16 protein-coding genes are annotated in these 21,655 nt (G+C 37.5%); 3 read left to right on the top strand and 13 right to left on the bottom strand.

The window, feature by feature from the left end; genetic code table 11:
• Window positions 1-11: 11 nt before the first annotated feature.
• From F8153_RS05685 to iadA, 6 genes are all read right to left on the bottom strand, one after another.
• On the bottom strand, window positions 12-1,550 hold the full coding sequence (locus tag F8153_RS05685; protein ID WP_151865404.1) for a xylose ABC transporter ATP-binding protein: 1,539 nt from the start codon (window positions 1,548-1,550) through the stop codon (window positions 12-14).
• Window positions 1,551-1,626: 76 nt separating this feature from the next.
• Window positions 1,627-2,682 carry a sugar ABC transporter substrate-binding protein gene (locus F8153_RS05680; protein ID WP_151865403.1) on the bottom strand — a complete coding sequence of 352 codons (1,056 nt, stop codon included), beginning with the start codon at window positions 2,680-2,682 and terminating at the stop codon, window positions 1,627-1,629.
• 305 nt (window positions 2,683-2,987) lie between these two features.
• Window positions 2,988-3,374, bottom strand: coding sequence for a hypothetical protein (locus tag F8153_RS05675; protein ID WP_151865402.1), 387 nt, complete (start codon window positions 3,372-3,374; stop codon window positions 2,988-2,990).
• Between the two features lie 204 nt (window positions 3,375-3,578).
• Complete coding sequence (gene yfcC, locus F8153_RS05670; RefSeq protein WP_207707691.1) at window positions 3,579-5,243, bottom strand: putative basic amino acid antiporter YfcC; 1,665 nt, start codon at window positions 5,241-5,243, stop codon at window positions 3,579-3,581.
• 130 nt (window positions 5,244-5,373) lie between these two features.
• Window positions 5,374-7,437, bottom strand: coding sequence for a sigma-54 interaction domain-containing protein (locus tag F8153_RS05665; RefSeq protein WP_151865401.1), 2,064 nt, complete (start codon window positions 7,435-7,437; stop codon window positions 5,374-5,376).
• A gap of 137 nt (window positions 7,438-7,574) precedes the next feature.
• On the bottom strand, window positions 7,575-8,756 hold the full coding sequence (iadA, locus tag F8153_RS05660; protein WP_151865400.1) for a beta-aspartyl-peptidase: 1,182 nt from the start codon (window positions 8,754-8,756) through the stop codon (window positions 7,575-7,577).
• A 216-nt stretch (window positions 8,757-8,972) separates the two neighbouring features.
• Between iadA and F8153_RS05655 the strand changes: the two genes are divergently transcribed.
• Window positions 8,973-9,905, top strand: a complete 933-nt coding sequence (locus tag F8153_RS05655) for an EamA family transporter (RefSeq protein WP_151865399.1) — start codon at window positions 8,973-8,975, stop codon at window positions 9,903-9,905.
• Window positions 9,906-9,972: 67 nt separating this feature from the next.
• Here F8153_RS05655 and F8153_RS05650 read toward each other — a convergent pair whose 3' ends face one another.
• From F8153_RS05650 to F8153_RS05620, 7 genes are all read right to left on the bottom strand, one after another.
• Window positions 9,973-10,731: a transposase gene (locus F8153_RS05650; RefSeq protein WP_151865398.1), complete on the bottom strand. Its 759-nt coding sequence runs from the start codon at window positions 10,729-10,731 to the stop codon at window positions 9,973-9,975.
• Between the two features lie 186 nt (window positions 10,732-10,917).
• Window positions 10,918-11,997 carry a sugar ABC transporter substrate-binding protein gene (locus tag F8153_RS05645; RefSeq protein ID WP_151865397.1) on the bottom strand — a complete coding sequence of 360 codons (1,080 nt, stop codon included), beginning with the start codon at window positions 11,995-11,997 and terminating at the stop codon, window positions 10,918-10,920.
• Window positions 11,998-13,599, bottom strand: a complete 1,602-nt coding sequence (locus tag F8153_RS05640; RefSeq protein WP_151865396.1) for a response regulator transcription factor — start codon at window positions 13,597-13,599, stop codon at window positions 11,998-12,000.
• Window positions 13,592-15,100 (bottom strand): sensor histidine kinase, encoded by a 1,509-nt coding sequence (locus F8153_RS05635; RefSeq protein WP_151865395.1) that lies wholly within the window; start codon window positions 15,098-15,100, stop codon window positions 13,592-13,594. Before F8153_RS05635 ends, F8153_RS05640 begins: the two co-directional genes overlap by 8 nt.
• Before the next feature lie 19 nt (window positions 15,101-15,119).
• On the bottom strand, window positions 15,120-16,121 hold the full coding sequence (locus F8153_RS05630) for a sugar-binding protein (RefSeq protein ID WP_151865394.1): 1,002 nt from the start codon (window positions 16,119-16,121) through the stop codon (window positions 15,120-15,122).
• Between the two features lie 503 nt (window positions 16,122-16,624).
• Window positions 16,625-17,683, bottom strand: a complete 1,059-nt coding sequence (locus tag F8153_RS05625) for an oxidoreductase (RefSeq protein WP_151865393.1) — start codon at window positions 17,681-17,683, stop codon at window positions 16,625-16,627.
• A gap of 14 nt (window positions 17,684-17,697) precedes the next feature.
• On the bottom strand, window positions 17,698-18,663 hold the full coding sequence (locus F8153_RS05620) for an ROK family protein (protein ID WP_151865392.1): 966 nt from the start codon (window positions 18,661-18,663) through the stop codon (window positions 17,698-17,700).
• Between the two features lie 159 nt (window positions 18,664-18,822).
• Here F8153_RS05620 and F8153_RS05615 point away from each other — a divergent pair, with 159 nt between their 5' ends.
• Together F8153_RS05615 and F8153_RS05610 are read left to right on the top strand one after the other, a co-directional pair.
• On the top strand, window positions 18,823-19,899 hold the full coding sequence (locus tag F8153_RS05615; RefSeq protein WP_151865391.1) for a M24 family metallopeptidase: 1,077 nt from the start codon (window positions 18,823-18,825) through the stop codon (window positions 19,897-19,899).
• A 170-nt stretch (window positions 19,900-20,069) separates the two neighbouring features.
• The gene (locus tag F8153_RS05610) at window positions 20,070-21,626 is read left to right on the top strand and encodes an ABC-F family ATP-binding cassette domain-containing protein (protein WP_151865390.1); all 1,557 of its coding nucleotides are present in this window, start codon (window positions 20,070-20,072) and stop codon (window positions 21,624-21,626) included.
• The last annotated feature ends 29 nt before the right edge of the window (window positions 21,627-21,655 follow it).

The following is a 21,655-nucleotide window of genomic DNA, read 5'->3' as shown; positions in this document are numbered from 1 at the left end:
AAAACCCTCCTCTAATTGGCCATGCTGCTGGTTTGTTGCCCGGTAGCGTAGTACATAATTTTTTCTTGATCCGCTTCTCTCCAGTTTATTTCAGCAGTTAGCTTTCCTTCATGCATTACAAGGATCCTATCGCTCATACCTAGGATCTCCGGCAGCTCTGAGGAAATCATGATTATGCTAACCCCCTCATCCACCAGCTTATTCATGATATTGTATATCTCAAATTTGGCTCCTACATCAATCCCTCTAGTTGGCTCATCCAATATTAATACCTTTGGGGCAGCCATTAACCACTTGGCGATTACCACCTTTTGTTGATTACCGCCACTGAGATTTTTAACCTTTTGTTCGATGGAAGGAGTCTTTATCTTTAATGCCTCAACATAATCATTGGCAATTTTAATTTCTTCATTTTCATTAATTCCCATCAAATTGGATATTTTATTTAAATTTACAAGGCTAATATTTTCTTTGATGTCCATCATCAAAACCAATCCTGTCTTCTTCCTGTCCTCCGATAGATAGCATAAACCCTTCTCAATTGCATCTCTAGGTTCCTTTATGTTTACCCTCTCACTGTCAATAAATATTTCTCCAGATTTATTTACTCCATAGGCTCCAAATATACTCATCATTAGCTCCGTCCTACCGGAGCCCATTAAACCAGCAATACCTAATATTTCACCTTTTTTAGCTACAAAGCTTACATTGTCTATTGCTCTCTTATCGGGAAGTTCTGGGTTATATACAACCAAATTCTTTGCCTCCAAAACTACCTCACCAGGTATATGCTCTTTCCTTGGAAATAGTTGCTTTAATTCTCTCCCAACCATTCCAGTAATAATTTTTCCTTCATTGATAGAGCTATTGTTAGGATAGGTATCGATGGTTTTTCCGTCCCTTAAAATGGTTATGGTATCTGCAATAGCCTTAACCTCCTTCAGCTTATGGGATATGTATATACAGGATATACCCTCATTTTTTAAAGCTTTTATGATGTTAAGGAGATTCTCGCTGTCGGTTTCATTTAGGGCAGCCGTCGGTTCATCCAATATAAGTAAACGAATATTTTTTGCCAATGCTTTGGCGATTTCTACTAGTTGCTGCTTACCAATACCCAAATTTACAACCTTAGTATCAGGGCTGGAGGATAAGCCCACCTCCTGAAGGAGTCTTTTAGTCTCCGACATTGCCTTATTCCAATCTATTACTCCATATTTTTGAAATTCGCTTCCTAAGTAAATATTCTCACATATATTCATTTGCTTTACTAAGGTAAGCTCTTGATAGATAATTCCTACACCTGCTCCTTCGCTATCCTTTGTATTGCTAAATTTTCTTTCTTCTCCATTAATAATTATGCTGCCGTTATAGCTGCCAAATGGATATACACCACTCAAAACCTTCATAAGGGTGGATTTCCCCGCTCCATTTTCTCCAACCAGAGCATGTATTTCCCCTCGTCTAACCCTTAGGTTTACGTTATCCAGCGCCTTTACACCGGGAAACTCTTTAACAATGTCTTTCATTTCTAAAATGTATTCACTCATTTACTAGCATCCACCTTTCTAAGAAGGGAGGAATAACTAAAGCGCTATTCCTCCTGAAGGGTAAACTAAAGGACTATTATTTTAAGTCAGATTCGTTTATATATCCACTCTCAACTAATACTTCCATAATGTTATCCGCTGTAACTACCTTAGGCTCTAACAATACAGAAGGAACATCAATCTTACCATTTTCAACTGCTCCATTAGTATTGATATCTTTACCACTTGCTAAGTCGATGGCTATTTCGATAGCTGCTTTACCTAAGTCTCTTGTATCCTTAAAGATTGTCATTGACTGAGTTCCCTCAACAATTCTCTTTGCTGCTGCCTTCTCTGCATCTTGTCCTGTAATAGGAACACTTCCTGCTAAGCCTTGAGCAGCCAATGCTTGGATGGCCGCTCCTGCTGTACCATCGTTGGGTGCTAGTATAGCATCTACTTCGTTATTATTTGCCGCTAGTGCAGCTTCAACTATTTTTAGGGCATTTTCTGGTACCCAGTTATCTACTCCCTGCTCTGCAATAACCGTAATTTTACCTTGATCTATTAATGGTTGAATATATTTCATTGCCCCTTCTTTGAATAACTTTGCATTATTATCCGTTGGAGCACCAGACATGATTATATATTTTCCCTCAGGAACTAGTTCTGAAATGAACTTTCCTTGAAGTTCTCCAACTTTAACATTATCAAAGGATAAGTAAATATCCAGCTTATCAGTGTTGGTTATTAATCTATCATAGGATATTACCGGTACCCCTTCTTGCTTGGCCTTCTCAACTAGAGAAGCTGCTGCTGATGCATCGTGGGGTGCTAGAATTAAAACATCAATCCCTTGGGTTAATAAGGCTTCTACCTGAGTTATTTGTTCTTGCATATTGGCATCTGCCACCCTTACCAATAGCTCAACTCCCATTTCTGCTGCAACCTGCTCCATTTTTTCTTTATCCCTAACCCATCTTTCTTCCCTTTGGGTTGGTAAGGATAGACCTACCTTAATCTTTTCTGGAGCCGAAGTTACCGCTTCACCTTCTTCATTAGCTGGTTCATCAGTGGTGGCTGGCTTTGCACATCCAACAAATAAAGAAGCAACCATCATAAGAGCCAATAACAATACGAATAATTTTTTCATTCCATTTCCTCCCTTAATTTTTTTAAATCATCTTTTACACGAACTAAGTTAAGCCCTTAGAAAACGTTTTCTTAACCTTCTTAGTTCAATATATAACTAAAGATTCTTTCATTTATCCCTTTTTGCCTCTAGAGTTTCTTGGGTTATTCTAAAGGATTTTGTTTAGTTTATAAAAGGTATGAAAGTTGGGGTAATAATTTAAGGCAAAAGAAAAAAGCCCTAATTCTAATGAATTATGAGCTTTATATCTACCACTGTTTATAACTAATACAATCCTCCAATTTTTATGCTATTTGAGCTTTTACTTAGTAATTAGCATCGTAGACTTCAAGGCTATCCGCCTTTACCTCTACATATTTCCCCATTGGCAAGTCATCACCCTCTATTTCCAACTGCAGAATACTATTACCAAAGCGCAAATCAACAATCCCATCTTCATAAATTTTTTCTAAGACTCCTGTGATCAATACATCCTCTTCCTTTAAGGTAATTCCATACTGCTTTTCCTTGCTTAAAATAACATCCTTTCCCCAGCTTAAAACATCCGTAATATCCAATTCCACATTGTACTCCTTGCTGGTCTCTGGGTTTCTATTTCCATTCCATACTGCTCTTCCTACGCCAAAATCCGTTGAAAACTCAATAAAGATATCTTCTTCAGCATTAATCACTCTATCAATTAAAATCTTCAAGGCCTTTGCCTCCTCCACAATATTATATTTGCCTATATAGGTTATTACATTATTATTTACCTAATTCTTATCTTTATAAACCTAAATCTATTATTTACTATTTTACGGTGAGGCTACAGTAAGTATACCACTCCATTAAAAGGTAATCAATAAAAGGGTTAGCCCTAAAAGCCAACCCTTTTACTATTATAGTTATTAGTTTGCCTAAAAGCCTATCATCATGGCTCCAAGAACGAATATGGAGGCTATAACAAATAATACTCCTTGGAATTTAATTTGGAACTTAGCCCATTTCATCCAATCAAGTCTAGCAACACCTAAAACACCCATTAAGCTTGCTGATGTAGGAACAATTATATTTGTTAATCCGTCGCCTAGCTGGAAGGCTAGAACAGCCACTTGCCTAGAAACCCCTACTAAATCAGCAAGAGGTGCCATAAGAGGCATTGTAAGGGCTGCTTGCCCTGAACCTGATACAACGAAGAAATTGAATACTGACTGGAATACATACATGATCCATGCTGAGATTGTTGAACCTAATCCACCAATGGTATTACCCATAGCGTAAAGGATGGTATTTAAAACGGTACCACTTGTTGGGTCTGAGCCTCCCAATACAAGGATAATACCCTTAGCCATACCAACAACCATTGCAGCTCCTACCAAATCAGCAGCTCCACCTCTGAAGGCTTCAGCAATACTATTAACCGTCATTCCCCTAAGCTTAAAGATTACTCCTATGATACCAGCCACTAAGCCCATGGTAAAGAATACTGTTGCAATTTCGGGTAGATAGTACTCATATTTCCACACCCCATATAGGATCCACACAACACCAAGTAATACTGTTAATAATACTAAGGAATGTCCTAATCCAAACTGAGTTCTTACATCTTCTACTTCCTTCATGTCATCTCTAAAATATTGATCCGACTCATAGGATAAGGATTTTGAAGGGTCCTTTTTAATTCGAGTGGCATAGATCCATGTAAATACTGTTCCAATTAAGGTAAAGAACACCCACATGAAAATTCTAAACCCAGCTCCAGATCCAACAGGCACCCCTGCCACCCCCTGGGCTATCGCCACACTAAAGGGGTTCATCCAAGAAGTTGCAAATCCAATTTGGGTAGCAACGTAAGTAATCATTATACCGGTTATGGCATCATATCCTAGAGCTACCACCAAGGGTACCAGAATCATAGCAAAGGCTATGGCCTCCTCACCCATACCAAAAACCGCTCCTCCCAAGGAGAACAAGAAGAACATTATTGGAATGATGGCAATTTCATATCCCTTTGTTTTTGATATAAGGGATAAAATACCTTCTTCAACAGCTCCAGTTTTTAAAACGATCCCAAAGGATCCACCAATTATAAGGATGAAGGCTACAACACCTACAGCCGATCCCCATTTGCTACCACTTACCATACCTTCAAATACATAGTTTAGGAAACCGGTGCCGCCCCATTTCTCGAAAACCTTAATACCCTTTGTGATCTTCTCCCCGTTTTCGTCTACCTCAGGGACATAATCTCCAAATTCCTTTACTCCTTTGAATAAGAAATTTCCATTTTCGTCTTGGTATTCAACGGCCTTATCAATAGACACTATTTCCGTTCCTTCACTGTCATAAACAACATTTCCATCTAGCTTAAAGGTCTCTCCCCCTGCTGCAAAGCCTCCTTCTGCATCAACAGCTATAGCTTCTCCTGCTTCATCAACAATTTTGTAATTCATTTCAAAGTAACCTAACGGAATAATGTAGGTTATAAGTGCTGCAAGAAGTACAATGAAAAAAATGATTACATAGGTATCTGGCATATTCCATGCCTTTTGAGTCTTGAATTCCTTACTCTTTACAGACATCAATAATCCCCCTTTAAAATTTTATGTATTTCGTATAAGTATATTTGCAATTTATATGCCAAAGATAAAAGAGGTTTATTTCACAAAAATTATAAATATTCTTGCTTGTAACAGGGTTAATTGGTTACCATTAACCATTTCTTTTAACCATTAACGCCATTAAAGCATCCTTTCCTTGTTGACTCAAAACTGTACCTCGTTTTCCTCGTTCCTTAAGAGTAAAACCCTTTCTTTCTAACCTATTTAACCTTGTTCGCATTTGATAGGAGGTCATTTGGTGCTCCGTTCCTTTAGTCTCATCTGAAAGCTTGTCCCTTCCTACAATTTCCCCTACCTTACATAGGTCATCGATCTTTTTTAGAATAAATAGCTCCTCAGGGTCTAATGCAACATCGATAGCTTTTTGCAGATGATTTTCCTTATTCTCCTCCTTGTGTTGAAAAAAGCTGATGGGTGGCAGATCGTTGAGGGTTATATGATGATTCTCCTTAACAGCCAGTATATAACTTATGGTATTTTTCAACTCCCTTACGTTTCCATACCAATCATATTTGAATAATTTTTCGATCACTTCATCAGCTATGATAATCTTCTCCCTTGTTTCTATATTCATAAAGTAATGTAAAAGCTGAATTACATCCTCTTTTCTCTCCCTAAGGGGAAATAGCTTCACATAGCCCATTTTCAATCTATAATATAAATCCTCTCGAAAGCTTCTTTTATTCACTAAGCTTAAGAGATCCTTGTTGGTGGCAGCAATTATTCGAACATCAATGGTTTTGATTTCTGATCCACCTACTCGCATGATTTCCTTTTCCTGAAGAACCCTTAATAGTCTAGCTTGAACCTTCATGGATACATCCCCTATTTCATCAAGGAATATGGTTCCGCCATCAGCCTGTTCAAAAAGTCCAGCTTTCCCCCCCTTTTTAGCTCCCGTGAAGGCCCCCTCCTCATAACCAAAAAGCTCACTTTCTAATAGCTCATCTGGTAAGGCACTAAAGTTTACTGCTAAAAAAGGCCCCTTTCTTCTTTTAGATTCATTATGGATGGCGCTGGCAAAAAGCTCCTTTCCAGTTCCACTCTCCCCTTCTATCAATATGGTCAAATCAGTATTTGCCAGCTTTTTACATACTTCCTTTACCCTTCTGATTTTTTTGCTATTACCTACTATATCATCAAAGGTATATTTGGCGTAAAAGCCCTTATTAATCAGCTCCCGCTTTAATCTTTCATTACTCTCAATTGCTTCCCTAGCCTTTTTAAAGGTGGCTATCACCGACGTGCTGCCGGGAATCTGAAATTTATTCACCAATACCTCTGTACCGTCTAGATCAAAGACCTTAGATTGATAAGCTTCATTGTCCATAAGAAAGGCTAAGAGGCTTTTATTGTAAATAATATCCTTTAATCCCCTTTCAATAGTTTGGGAATTTCCAACATTCAGAAGCTTTTTTAAGTTTTCATTAAAAACACTGATTTGACCTTTAACGTCATAAACCAATAAGCCATCATTTAGACTATCGATTACCATGGCTAAATGCTGATTCAGCTTGGTTATTTCGTTGGTGGAATGGGCTAATCTTTTGGCCATTCCAATAATTTTTTGAAGATACCTTTGTGAAAAATGGCCTGCCTCATATTCTAAAATATCTAATTTGCTTAAGATGGTTGTTATGGTTGTAAAATCCATCAACCTAGGTCCAATATCATATACCTTTTCTATATATGCTGGAACCTTGTCGATCTCCCCAGGGGTAACCGCTACCTTAATATCTTTATATTCATCACCTTCTTGAATTCCAGGATAATAGGGAAAAAATTCGAGATAGTCTATCCCTAAGTCAACCAAGGTATTTATCCCTTCATGGGTTGTTGGATATACATCATTTACAAAAAGCACCTTTGTTCCTTTAGGCAACAGCACCACCTGATCTATATGGTCATAGCTTATGGTTCTATTGGCCACGACAATCTGACAGCTGGTATCTAAAAGGTTTAACTCTAGAAGCTCCTTTTTCACCAGTTGGCTAGTTAAGAGAACCAATTGATCCTTTATTACCTCTCCAATCCCTTCATCTATGGCATAGCTTTTAATGGTGACCATATCCGAGATATACTCCTTTAGTTGGTTTACTAAAGCAGTTTTCGTATGCTCTGTTCCTGCTACAAGGGTTATATGCTTATTTCTCATATTTCATTCCTCCCGAATAGCTTTACTATATAGAGATATTCTACAAAAATGGTTTTTCCCCTTTCGGTACTCATCTAAAAAAATATATCCCTAAATAGGGATATGTAAATTAGCAATCTCAAACAATATATTAAACTTTATTCAGCAGCCTCAAAGGTTCCCCTTACCTTTATATCTCCATGCAGTATCATGACCCTGCCCCTTGCGATAACCGTATCAATCTTTAAATCCTCCTTATTCAGTAGGACAAGGTCTGCATCCTTTCCTTCCTGGACATGTCCCTTCATAGGAAGCTTTAAGATATTGGCAGGATTAGATGTTATCACCCTGATGGCCTCCTCTATACGAACATCTTCCTGTATAATTGCATCCTTTACTTCATTATAAAGGGAGGCTACCTTACCAAGGGCCAAACCGGTATATCTTCCCTTTTCATCAAAGGCGGGAAGACTTCCTTGAGCATCTGAGCTAAAGGTTATTTGATGGATTGAAACTCCCCTATCCAGAAGGGTTCTTAAGGCGACACTAGCCTTCAGTTCTCCCTCTTCTAAAAACTCCTTAGTGGTGCTGGTTGTAAAATCTATAAAGCCACCCTTCTTGGCGTATTTGATGCCCCCTTCGAAGAGTTCTGGATTTCTACCCATATGGGTGGGGAGAAACTGTGTTATTGGAATTTCCGTTTCCTCTGCTATCTTTTCTAAAAAATCAAGCCTTCTTACCCCATCCCCCACATGAATATTCACTACTCCTGCCTTTCCCGACAGCATACCCCCTACCCTAGCTGCAGCTGCAATCTTTACAATTTCCTCTATCTTTGGTTGGGAGGACCTATGGTCAGAAATTGCCATCTCCCCTACCCCTATAACATTGTCTAATAAAATAATGTCATCCTGTATGTTGCCGGTTATGGTCTTTATCGGAACCTGATAGGATCCTACGTGAATCTTGCAAGTTATACCTTCTTCCTCCAAGGCCTTTGCCTTTGCTAAAAGGTTTGTGATAGTTCTGGTGGTTCCATCTGTACCCAAAACACCAATTACCGTTGTAACACCCCCACTGATTATATCCGTCAGCTGTATTTCAGGGGTCCGAGTCTTAAATCCTCCCTCTCCTCCGCCACCGCATATATGTACATGATTATCTATAAACCCTGGAACAACAATCTTGTTGGTAGCATCAATCACCTCAATTTCTACAAAGTCCTTTGGTATTTCTATATGATCCTTTATATATCCAATTTTATCTGAGGTTATTAATAAATCCTTCTTCCCCAAATATTTTGGCGAATATACCTCTCCATTTTTTATTAGCTTCATCATGACCTTTTCCTCCTTATAGATTTACTTATGTAGATAATTAAAAGCAAAAATCATACCAAATAATGATAATCCTCAAATATATCCTTAATCAAAATCTTAATTAGCGAAGGAAGATCCATAATTTTGCTATAAAATTTTCTTTTTAAAAGGTCCAAATATCATTAAAATAGATTATAATGTATTTATTACTTTAATATTTTAGGGGGACGAATAAATATGGAATTAGTCAATACCAAGGAGGAAAGAAAAAACCTTGCAGCATTTTTATGTGTTTGTATAGTATGGGGTTCTACATATCTAGCTATTAGAATTGGTGTTAGTGCCTTTCCTCCCGCTTTATTTGCAGGCTTCCGTTTTTTATTGGCTGGTTTAGTTATGGTGATTTATGCAAAGCTAAAGGGATTGTCATTCCCAAAAGGAACCGATGTTAGGAGGCTTTCCATTGTAGGCTTACTATTACTTGTGGGGGGCAATGGTTTAGTGGTGTTGGCCAGTCAATGGGTTCATTCTGGTACAACCTCCCTTATAGTAGCTTCAATGCCCATATTTATGGCCTTGATAGAGCTTACAATTCCTGGCAGTACCAAAATAAAGAGCAAGGGCTGGTTGGGTCTTATTCTAGGATTTTCAGGAGTGGTGTTATTGGTGTCCACCAGCTCTGGAACCGGCGCAATAGATGTTAAGGGAGCTATTATTCTGATCTGGGCTACATTTTTTTGGTCGGCTGGCTCTGTATATTCTAAGCAATTTAAAGCTTCAGGTTCCATGGTAACCCACATAGGAGTTCAAATGCTGTCGGGAGGGATTATGTTATCGTTAATTGGTCTATTCCTTGGGGAGGCTTCAATAGTAAATCTAAGCTTAAAGAGTATAGGGGCAATTCTATATTTAGCCCTATTTGGTTCAGTTTTGGCCTATAGCTGCTATATTTATATCCTCACAAGATGGCCAGCGGCCAAAGCCGGAACCTATGCCTATGTTAACCCACTCGTTGCAATATTCCTTGGTTTTATCGTTTTAAAGGAACCGGTTTCTCTAATGGTAATTCTATCAACAGTAATCATATTGATGGGGGTATTCTTGGTTCAAACCTCTAAAATTAAGGAAGTTCCAGCTGTGAAGGTAGAATTATCTCCTACTAATAAATAGGGAAAAAGGATAAGGCAACAGAATTTCTGTTGCCTTGGGACAAGGGGACAGGTTTTCTGTCCCAAAATTATACTCTATCAATTACACTCTTAGAAATACCTAGTATCCTTGATAACTGTCTAACTGATACACCTCTAATTTTCTTAATCCTCTTTATCACATCGTTCCTTTGAGATTTTTCTAGACTTTGAATTCGGGTAATCGAAGGTATTTCTAATGTCTTGAGATATTCCATTAATTCTTTGTCAGTCATATTTGTCTTCCCATTAAATTCTAGACATTCATCAGAGTTGATTTCATTTGCATGTTCTTTAAAGATTTCTATAGCCCTTTTCCTGTCTTTAGAAAAGAAATCTAATGCTAAATCTATATCTATTAGCAAAGCTTGTCTTATATATTCATCATAACTACTCCATAAGTACTCATCTACTTTATTAACAATCAGTGCTTTTACTGGATTCTGATGAATATACCTTAAAACTGTAATGAAATAATTATCATATTCAACAGCTTCACTTTTAAATCTCTCCTGAAATAAATGTCCACATCTCTCATATTTTTGATTGTACCAATTTACATAGCTGCTACTAATTCTTTGAATTATTTTTGATATGCTCTCGTCTGTCTCTTTTATGAGCAGGTGAATATGATTATCCATAAGGCAATAGCCATAGAGTTCAAACTTGCTAATAGTTTTATAGTACTTTAATATTTCCAGTAATTTTTTACAGTCACGGTCCTCTTCAAAAATGTTTTGTCTATTAACTCCTCTAAGAATAACATGATATATTCCAGAACTACTCTTCCCCCTCGCTTGCCTTACCAATCTCCCCACCTCACATCTATTGAATAGAAAAACATATTATATTGTTCCATGATTTAAATTTCGACATATATTTAAATTTTCCTGCAAAATATACACTTATTTCTATATAAGTATCAATATTCCAAAAGGGGACAGTCCCTTGTCCCTTTAAATAAAATGGGACAGTAAACCTGTCCCCTTGTCCCATTAAGGTTTATTCCTATAAACCTCATCATACATATGGAAGCCATCCTTTAATATGGTTTCATCTAGGTTTTCTTTAAATACTGGAATCGGTTCCAGAACATAATAGGGTACATCATACCGTCCATCGTTTATGGTGTTTTTTATGTTGGTAAGCTCTTCTCCCTTAGCCATTTGAATAGCCATTCTAGCAGTTGCATCCGCCAGCTTTTCAATGGGCTTATATACCGTCATTAGCTGAGTCCCTTCAACGATTCTTTGACAGGCAGCCAAATCTGCGTCCTGTCCCACCACCAGAGTTTCACCTGCTAATCGGTGCTGAGACAAGGCTTCAATAATTCCATCAGCCAAGCCATCGTTTCCAGCAATAATGGCATCGATTTTAGTTTTGCTTTGAAGGAACTTATCCGTTTCACTAAAGGCGTACTCCTTCATCCACAGGGGTGCCCACTCCTCTGCCACAAGGTTGATACTACCATCTACAATTTTATCATTTAAAACTCTATTGTAGCCTACTTTAAGCTGCTTGGTGTTGTTATCACTGGTGGCACCATTGATGATTAATAAATTCCCCTTCGACAACCTTTCTGCAATAGCTTCAGCCATTAGCTCCCCTACCCTTTCATTATCAAAGGATATATATAAATCCACATTAGAGTTTAATACCAATCTATCATAGGAAATAACCTTAACCCCTTGCTTTTTTGCCAATTCTACAGCCTCTGCTGCTTTATGCAAATCATTGGGTACGATAATTAAGACATCTATGCTTTGGTTTAAAAGGGCTTTTACTTGCTTCAACTGATCTTGGTCATCATTGTTGGCGTTAAGAACAATTATATCTGCCCCCATCTCTTTTACCTTTGCCATAACAATGTCTCTATCCTTAATCCATCTCTCTTCCTTGAGGGTTCCCAGGGAAAAGCCTATTTTAATCCGTTTATGATGGTTATCCTCCTCTTGATGAGTGGGCTTGTCTAAATAGATTATCCTAACCTGATTGACGGTCATCAAGGCCAATACTACAAGGACGGCAGATAACATAATCGTTATTAAGGTTTTTACCATTACCTTTTCTTTCATTTATATCACCTCTTGTGGCAATGCATGATTTCGATAATCGGTGGGGGTAATACCTGTAATCTTTTTGAAGATCTTACTAAAATAGTTGGGATCATTATATCCCACCTCAAAGCAAACTTCCTTTATATTGATGCTTGAGTCCCTTAGGATTTGTTTGGATTTTTCAATCCTTAATTCCGTTAGATAATCCACAAAATTTTTACCCGTGGAATCCTTAAAGAATTTACTAAAGTAGTGATAGCTCATGTTGATTTCCTTAGCAACATCATCTAGGCTTATATTTTGTTTATAGTGATCATCAATATATTTAATAGCCTTAGCTATTAAGCCCCTCAACTCTCTTTTTCTATATTCATCTAGTCTTCTAACAGTATTCTTTAAATAATTAATGTAGGCCAGCTTTAATTCCTGTAGGTCTTCTATTTCTAAAATCAAATGCAAATAGCTATTATAATAATCCTTACCCTCATCGGAATAATTGGGTAGAATTCTTTGGGTTAAAATAAAAAGTTCTATTAATTTCGATTTTATATAGTTTTTATCCCCTCTACCATTGGTAGTTAGCCATAAAAATATTTCTTCGAAGGCCTCCACCGTACCATTCATATCTCCCATCTGTAGGTTATGTAGCAGGTATTTCTCTCTCTTTTGAGGATAAGAATCAACAAATGGGGTGGTCCAGTCAATATCTTTATAATGGATAATTTTTTCCTCAGATGGGTAAGTAGCCGCTACATAGGCCTCATTATAGGATTCTGATAACAGCTCTATATCATAGCTTCTACCAAGGCCGATTCGATAGTCTAAGGTTATTTTTTTATCTATAGCCTTAGAAACCTTTTTAGCATAATCTATTCCGCGATTTCTGGTTTCGTACTCCTCTGATTCTTCGTTGGAGGATATAAAAGCTACGATCCTGTCCAGTAAGGGGGGCGCTACTAAGGAGGTACAATGGTTTTTAAGCTCCATTCTAAGAATTTCATAAAGCTGCTGCTTTTCTAAGCTCCTTTTTATGTTTTCTTCCTTCCCTTCTGCCACAGTCGAGTCTATGCTAACAACCATTATATACCCCTGTTGTAGATTAAGTCCTAAAACATTCTCATAAAACATAACATCCTTACTACTGCTGTTAAAGAGCTGGGAGTAGAGAAATTGCCCCTCTAAATGGGGGAGGATACGGTTTAGCTTCTCCATCAATTCCATTTCCCTCTCCATCGCCCTTCTTTTACCTTCAATAACCTGGGTTAAATTCTTTAATGTTTCAATTACTTTATTTTTGTTTATGGGCTTCAGAAGGTATTCATGAACTCCTAAGTTTACAGCCTCCTTTGCATATTGAAAATATTCATAGGCAGAAATGATGACAAATATGGCTTCCTTATTAAAGTCTTTGATATGACGAATAGCTTCCATCCCATTTATTCCTGGCATATGGATATCCATAAAGACTATATCAGGTTTTAGGATCAAAGCCTTTTCTATGGCCTCTCTACCAGACTTTGCAGAACCTACAACCTCAATTCCATCCACGAATTTTTCCACAATAAATTTAATTGATTCGATTACTATATGCTCATCATCAGCTATCATCAGCTTAATCATCTAAATCCCCCCTCCCATAAGGTATTTTCAACACAACTTTTGTTCCCTTTCCAATCCTACTGCTGATTTCTATAATCTCCCTGGTGTCGGTTATGTTATAAAAGAGCTTTAGCCTCTCAATAACATTATAGATGCCTATTCCTGAAGCATGTTTATTTTGCTTATGCGTATTGGTTTCTCCTGAAAGAAGCTCCTGAATTTTTTCCTCTGTCATGCCAATTCCATTATCGGTAACCTCAATAAGGATAGAGTTGTTATGGCCCCTTACCTCTAGCCTGATAATCCCTTGGGAATCGAGATTTTCTAAGCCGTGGATAAAGGCATTTTCTACTATTGGTTGAATAATAATGCAAGGCACCTTAACATCGATAATGGCTTCATCTATACTGGTTACGAATTCTATCCTACTACCGAATCTAGCCTTTAAGATATACATATACTTTCCAACATAGCTGATTTCCTCCTGCAGGGTTATTGGTTCATCTAACTTCCGGAGATTATATCTATATAAATCGGCGATATTTTCAATGAACTCTGAGGACTTATCAGCTCCCTCCAGCATAGTAAGCTGCGATGCAGTGTTGAGGGTATTAAACAGAAAATGGGGATTAATCTGAGATTGTAGGGACTTTAATTCTGCCTCCTTTAAAAGGCTTTTCATTTTGAGATTTTCTACTTCTTGTTCCTTTAATTTATTCTCAAATAGGGCTTGCTTCTTTATTTCATTGATATAGGTTTTGATACTAATCACCATATTGTGGAAGGCCTTAGCCAGCACATCTACTTCATCATTGGTTTTAAACTCTACGGGTGGAATGCTAAAGTCTCCTGTAGAAATTTTCTCTGCAGAATCTGCCAGCTGAATGATGGGTTTGATTAATCTATAGGTAAAAAATATGGCCAGCATTGTATTGATTAGTATAGATAAAATAATAACAAAAACATTAAAATAGCTTAAATAAGTCATATTTTTATTAATTAGTTCATATTTTTCTGAACCCTCCTGCAGTTTTAGCTTCAATAAATCATTATTGTAGCCCTTTATATACTCTGCAACCTCGTAGGCTCTGGAAAAATGGGTTATATATTCACTACTAATCCTCCCCCGCTTGGCCTTTACAGCATGATCCGTCTCTAGCAAAAAGGCATCTATCATATTTCCAATGTTCTTTAGCATAATGCTTTCTTCTTCATAAGTGACATCCCTAGAGATATTATGGGATTTCCTCTCTAGGGCATTATAGAGGGTATAATAATTTAATAAAGCTTCAGAGGATTTAGTAGAAAGATATTTTTCAACCTCCATTACCATTGTATCAACATCATTATTTAAATCGTTTAGGTAAACGTGATCGCTGATAATAGCTTTAAACTTTGTTAGTACCACCTTTGTATTGTAATAAGAATACACACTGGTTACTCCTAAAATAAGGGTGGTTATTAAATAATACATAAATAGCTTTTTTCTAATTCCTGTAAATCTAAATATTGGTTTTATCATGATTTCACCATTAATCTCCTCATTTTTGGCTCTTTTGATAGGCTTCTAAATTGCTTCTTTTAATAACCTTCACACCTGTATCTATAAAGGTTGAAGGATTATTGGTTTCCGTAATGTCAACTAGGGCCCTTAAGCTTTCATATCCCATTCTATATGGGTCACTCATTACAGTACCATAGATAATTCCCCTTTGGATATACCTCAAAATATTATGGATATTGCCATGTCCAACTAGGGTTATTTCTCCTACCCTATTATGATCCACAATAAGCTGGGCAGCACCTAAGGTATCTACCGAATTGGTGGTAAAAATCGAATCAATCTCTGGATAGTCACTTAAAATTGTTTGAGTGATTTCTTCAGCACTTAAAATGCCAAGGCTAGAGGTAAAAACCTCTACAACCCTCATGTTCGGGAATTCCTTTATGGTACTTAAGAATCCATTAATTTTAAGGTTTTGGCTGGCGGTATCTAAGTCGTAATCGTTACTAACCACTATGGCAATATTGGCTTTGCCATTGGTGGCTTCAGCCATTAATTGGGCCGCCTCCTTTCCCAGTAAAAAGCTGTTGGTTCCCACAAAGGTGCTTCTATTACTGAGCTTATTATCATTTTCAATGGTAACCACAGGAATCCCTTTGTTATATGCTTCATTGATTAAATCCTTTGAGTTTTCCTCATTGGAAACATGGGTTATAATGCCATCTACCTTTGAAATAATGGCCATATCAAGATATTTAATTTCTTCATCTGGATTATTAAACCTAGGAGCTTTGAACTCCACCACAACATTCCTTTCCTTGGCAGCTGCTACAACTCCCCTTCTAACTTCCCTCCAAAAAGGGTCTACAGAATTTTGGCCTATAAAGTAAAAATGATATTTAGGTGGATTTATTTGCTGGGGGGTATTTTCTATAGCCTTTAGCTGATATAAGGAATATCCCGTTGCAATTATAAGGAATATCAGTATGTGAATTATGTATTTTTTAGCCAACTCAAACACCTTTTCTATCTTTGTCATCTAATACCCTCCTTCTTCATCAAATACATGATACTGTTTGATATTCGTTAATATTCTATTATTCTAAAGACTTCTCCTTCTAGTAATCTTTTACACTCCATCAATATTTACCACATAGTATATAGGGTAGGAAAGGAACAAAAGCATTTCATGCGTTAATTTTCTATGGTTAAAATGCTTTTGTTTTCCAGAGAACCCATGCGTTCTCTAGGACACTTCCTTGTACTCTCCTTATTTTTATAAGGGGAGGGGCCCCTTAAAATCCCCCATTTAATAGGAAAAAAGAACTTTCCTATTAAATAAAAAACTACCCCTATTGAATATGGTTATTATATGACTTCAACAGGGATAGCTTTTCTGTATTATTTAGTTTCTACCAAAGTCCAGCTTAAGCCTCTAGACTATTTTGCAGTTATTAGCTTTTCTTTATGGCGGCCTTCAATTAAAGGACAGAGTAATAGTAAATTTTTATGACAAATAATTGCTATATATTTACAACAGTCTTATCTAAAGGCTACTGTCCTTTTAGAACTGCTGCTTTCCATAGCCAATTCTATAATTCTTATTACATTTCTTCCATCCTGGGCCTTCACCTTCAGGTCCTCTAAACCATTTATTGCCTTATAAATGTTTCTATAATATTCTCTGTAATCTCCCTTTTCACTCTCTACCTTGCCTCTAATTTTGATGTCATGAATCTCAGTATTAAGGGTTCCCCAAATATCTTCATCTTCTGCTCCCCATTCTGGAGTCCCATGGGGGAACTCCCCTTTCTTTAATAAATCCTCTTGAGGATCCAGACCATATTTAATAAAGGAGCCCTTATCCCCCAACAGAACAAATCTTGGCAGGGGTTCTTTAACCAGCATTCCCGACTTTAGAACCACCTTTAATTTTTCATAATTAAGGATTATTTCAAAGGCATCATCAACCTTGGCATTTTCTCTTTGTATTCTGATGTCAGCGAAAATATCCTTTGGTAGTCCGAATAAGGATAGGGCTTGATCTATTAAATGGCTTCCTAAGTCATAGAGGATTCCACCACCAGCCTTAACCTCTTCCCTCCAGCCCACCTTAATACGATTTCTAAAACGATGATAATAGGCCTCATATTCTACTAAGTTTCCCAACAGCTTATTGGAAAGTATCCTTTTTACCGTAAGAAAATCACTATCCCATCTCCGATTTTGGTGAATTGAAAGGAGCTTCCCCTTCGATTTAGCCACTTCAATTAGCTCGTCAGCCTCTTGGGAGGTTACAGTAAAGGGTTTGTCAACCACAACATCTTTGCCTGCCAATAATGACCTTTTAGCGTAATCAAAATGAGTGGTGTTTGGTGTGGCCACCACAATTAAATGAATTTCTTCATCCTTTATTATATCATCAGGGCTTGACGCCACTTCTACATTAGGATATGTGCTGTTTATATGCTTGATGGCTTCATGATTACTCGTATAAATTTGGGTTAGCTCTAAACCTGCAACATCCTCTATTATTGGAGCATGAAAAACCTTACCCGCTAAACCAAAACCAATAATTCCAACCTTAATAGTCTTATCCATGGACTTCTCCCTTCCTATACTCCCGACTCCTCTAGTCTAAGCTTTGCATACATACTGCCGCCAATGATTCCTGCATCATTTCCCAGCTGAGCTAAAGCGATTTCAGTTAAATTCATGCTCTTTAAATAAATATACTTCTGAATTTCTTCCTTTAGCATATCTAGAAAAAGATGACCACCACCAGCAACCCCGCCTCCTAGGACTATAACCTCAGGATCAAAGATATTTATGAGATTACCAATACCCTTTGCAAGATATTGAACCATTCTTTCAACAACCTCTTTTGCAATAGAATCGCCCTCTTGGTAGCAATCAAAAATTAGCTTGGCACTAATCTCCTTAAGGTCGCCTTCTACTTTGTTATATACAAGACTCCTTTGATCCTCCTCTAGAAGCCTTTGGCAGTATTTAATCATGGCTGTAGCTGAAGAAAAGGTCTCCCAGCATCCATTATTACCACAGTTGCAATCATAGAAGTTTTCACCGATAACCATATGTCCCATTTCAGTACCGATTCCATGACTTCCACTATAGACCTTACCGTCGATAATTAATCCACCTCCTAGACCTGTACCTAAGGTTAGAAAGATGGAGTTCTGTGTGCCAGAAGAGGCTCCCTTTACATACTCAGCAACAGCCGCAACAGTTGCATCATTTTCTATAAAGACCTTTATTCCAGTAGCATTCTCAAGATTTTTTCCCAGCGGAAAATCCTTCATAAAAAGGTTGGTGGCAAAATATACAAAACCCTCTTTATTGGCTACTCCTGGTATTCCCAGTCCTATTGCCTTAACATCTCCCTTTACAGCTCCGTAGCCTTCAATCACCTCATTGATTAAAGATTGGATCTTATTTACGATTTCATCGCAACCCTCTTTTACTGGGGTTCTTCCCCTTGAACTATGAAGAATTCTTCCATCCTCAGATACCAATCCCACCTTAATAGTGGTACCTCCTACATCAACCCCTATATAATACATCTAATCGCCTCCAAAATATTAAAAGAATAATGAATTAACATTCGATATTAGGGTCTTATATCCTCTAAAAAAATTTACCATAAATATTTAAAGGATTATTTTATAACCTATAGAAAAATATAGTAGAGTTTCTAAATATATTCTAGGAGCGTGATTCAATTGAAGGATAATCGTATAAAAAGCATATTAAAGAAGATGGAAGCAGAAGATATAGGCCAAATGCTGGTTACTGATCCAGCTGCAATTTATTATTTATTGGATAGATGGATTCATCCAGGAGAAAGATTATTAGCCCTTTATCTTGGCCTTAATAAAAAGCCTCTCTTTTTCATCAATGAGTTATTTCCCCTTGATGATGAAGTTCCTGTAGATAAGGCTTGGCTCAAGGACACCGATGATGGCATTAAGGTGATTTCCAACTATTTGTTGGATGAAGGCAACATCGGTATTGATAAAAATTGGCCTGCTGGCTTTCTTCTAGAGCTTATGAAGGGCTACGTAAACTGTAAATTTGTCAACGCATCCTACATATTGGACAAAAATCGCTCTATTAAGGATGGCGACGAGATCCAGTTAATGAGGGAAGCTTCAAGCCTCAACGATAAAGCCATCAAAACCCTAATTGAGAACTTCAACCCAGATCTTTCTGAAAAGCAAATGGCTAAGACCCTTTTAGAGGTTTATGATACTTTAGGCACTTCTGGACCCTCCTTTGATCCCATCATAGCCTATGGCAAAAATGCAGCTGATCCCCACCATAGTCCTGATGAGACAGAGCTAAAGGTTGGAGATAGCATTATTATTGACATTGGATGTAGTCATAAGAGCTATTCATCTGATATGACTAGAACCATCTTTTATAAGTCTGTGTCTGAAGAGGATAGAAGGGTTTATGATATTGTCAAAACAGCCAATCAACGAGCCATTGATATGATAAGGCCAGGGGTAAGGTTCTGTGATATAGATGCTGCTGCACGTAATTATATTGAAGAAAAGGGCTATGGTAAATACTTTAACCATAGAACCGGTCACTCCATTGGAATAGAGGTTCATGAGGCTGGTGATGTTTCGGCTACCAACACCTCTAGGGTGGAGGCAGGAATGATTTTTTCCATTGAACCCGGCATCTACCTTCCTAATAAAGTAGGGGTTCGGATTGAAGATTTGGTTCTGGTAACAGAGGACGGCTGTGAGGTTTTAAATAACTATACTAAGGAGCTTACAATTATTGACTAATAAAGAGAATCCTTTTCTTCCCCATAAGTTTCCTAACTGCTCGATAAAATATCTCTTTCATACTTTTAAAATCTAATATATAATCTATTATGTGTGTGTTTTATGCCAAAGGGCTTTATATAGATTTTTAGAGGATTCTTATAGGAAACAGCGGGTGAAAGGAGATATACATGAGTATTTTAACTGTAAAGAATTTGAGTCATGGCTTTGGTGACAGAGCAATTTTTAATAACGTATCCTTTCGTTTATTAAAGGGGGAGCATATTGGCCTCATTGGTGCCAATGGCGAAGGAAAGTCTACCTTTATGAACATTGTTACAGGTAAGTTTGAGCCAGACGAGGGTCAAATTGAATGGGCTAAGAATGTAAGGGTTGGTTATTTAGATCAGCATACCAGTCTGGAAAAGGGTATGACCATTAGGGATGCCTTGAAAACTGCCTTTAAATATCTCTTTGATATGGAGGCTGAAATGAATCATATTTGTGAAAGGATGGCTGAAGCCTCTCCAGAAGAGCTAGAGGTTCTATTAGAGGATATGGGCACTATTCAGGATACCTTAACAAATAATGATTTCTATGTTATTGATGCTAAGGTTGAAGAGGTGGCAAAGGGTCTAGGCCTGGATGAAATAGGCTTAGAAAAGGATGTTCACGACCTAAGTGGTGGTCAGAGAACAAAAATACTACTGGCAAAGCTGCTATTGGAAAAACCCGATATCCTATTACTGGATGAGCCTACCAACTACTTGGATGAGCAGCATATTGAATGGTTGAAGCGTTACCTTCAAGGCTACGAAAATGCTTTTATTTTAATATCCCATGACATACCCTTCTTAAACAGCGTAATAAACTTAATATACCACATGGAAAATCAAGAGCTTAATCGGTATGTGGGGGATTATGATAATTTTCTAAATGTTTATGATGCTAAGAAGCAGCAGTTGGAATCTGCCTATAGAAAACAGCAGCAGGAAATTGAAGAGCTAAAGGATTTTGTTGCTAGAAATAAAGCTAGAGTGGCTACCCGGAATATGGCCATGTCTCGACAAAAGAAGCTTGATAAAATGGATGTAATAGAGCTTGCTAAAGAAAAGCCGAAGCCAGAGTTTAATTTTAAAGAAGCAAGGGTATCTGGCAAGCTGGTGTTTCAGACTAAGGACCTTGTAATCGGTTATGAGGAGCCTTTATCTAAGCCCCTAAACCTTACTATGGAGAGGGGACAAAAGATTGCATTGGTAGGAGCCAATGGTCTTGGTAAAACAACCCTCCTAAGAAGTATTTTAGGTGAGATTACTGGTCTTGGTGGTTCGGTAGAGCTTGGAGACTATCTTCACATCGGATATTTTCAGCAGGAGGTTACGGAGGCCAATTATAAAACCTGTATTGAAGAGGTTTGGCAGGACTTCCCATCCTATACCCAATATCAAGTAAGGGCGGCTTTAGCTAAATGTGGTTTAACCACCAAGCATATAGAAAGTAAAGTTGTCGTTTTAAGTGGTGGAGAGCAATCGAAGGTGCGATTATGTAAATTAATCAATAAAGAAACCAATCTCCTTGTACTGGATGAGCCCACCAACCATTTAGATGTGGATGCAAAGGATGAATTGAAAAGGGCACTAAAGGAGTATAAGGGTAGTATCTTATTAATTTGTCATGAGCCTGAATTCTATATAGACATTGTATCGGATGTATGGAACTGTGAAAACTGGACCACTAAAATAGTATGATTTACAAAAGCAAGGATTAAGAATACTCT

Source organism: Alkaliphilus serpentinus (genome assembly GCF_009017255.1).
In the GTDB taxonomy this organism is placed as follows: Bacteria; Bacillota; Clostridia; order Peptostreptococcales; family Natronincolaceae; genus Alkaliphilus_D; species Alkaliphilus_D serpentinus.
This window is presented reverse-complemented; position numbering and strand designations above follow the sequence as displayed.

Bases quoted from the DNA above. Each gene is read 5' to 3' on its own strand.
- F8153_RS05630 (WP_151865394.1), bottom strand. From the start codon at position 16,121: ATGACAAAGATAGAAAAGGTGTTTGAGTTGGCTAAAAAATACATAATT.
- F8153_RS05625 (WP_151865393.1), bottom strand. From the start codon at position 17,683: ATGGATAAGACTATTAAGGTTGGAATTATTGGTTTTGGTTTAGCGGGT.
- F8153_RS05645 (WP_151865397.1), bottom strand. From the start codon at position 11,997: ATGAAAGAAAAGGTAATGGTAAAAACCTTAATAACGATTATGTTATCT.
- F8153_RS05635 (WP_151865395.1), bottom strand. From the start codon at position 15,100: ATGATAAAACCAATATTTAGATTTACAGGAATTAGAAAAAAGCTATTT.
- F8153_RS05655 (WP_151865399.1), top strand. From the start codon at position 8,973: ATGGAATTAGTCAATACCAAGGAGGAAAGAAAAAACCTTGCAGCATTT.
- F8153_RS05665 (WP_151865401.1), bottom strand. From the start codon at position 7,437: ATGAGAAATAAGCATATAACCCTTGTAGCAGGAACAGAGCATACGAAA.
- yfcC (WP_207707691.1), bottom strand. From the start codon at position 5,243: ATGTCTGTAAAGAGTAAGGAATTCAAGACTCAAAAGGCATGGAATATG.
- F8153_RS05610 (WP_151865390.1), top strand. From the start codon at position 20,070: ATGAGTATTTTAACTGTAAAGAATTTGAGTCATGGCTTTGGTGACAGA.
- iadA (WP_151865400.1), bottom strand. From the start codon at position 8,756: ATGATGAAGCTAATAAAAAATGGAGAGGTATATTCGCCAAAATATTTG.
- F8153_RS05680 (WP_151865403.1), bottom strand. From the start codon at position 2,682: ATGAAAAAATTATTCGTATTGTTATTGGCTCTTATGATGGTTGCTTCT.
- F8153_RS05620 (WP_151865392.1), bottom strand. From the start codon at position 18,663: ATGTATTATATAGGGGTTGATGTAGGAGGTACCACTATTAAGGTGGGA.
- F8153_RS05640 (WP_151865396.1), bottom strand. From the start codon at position 13,599: ATGATTAAGCTGATGATAGCTGATGATGAGCATATAGTAATCGAATCA.
- F8153_RS05685 (WP_151865404.1), bottom strand. From the start codon at position 1,550: ATGAGTGAATACATTTTAGAAATGAAAGACATTGTTAAAGAGTTTCCC.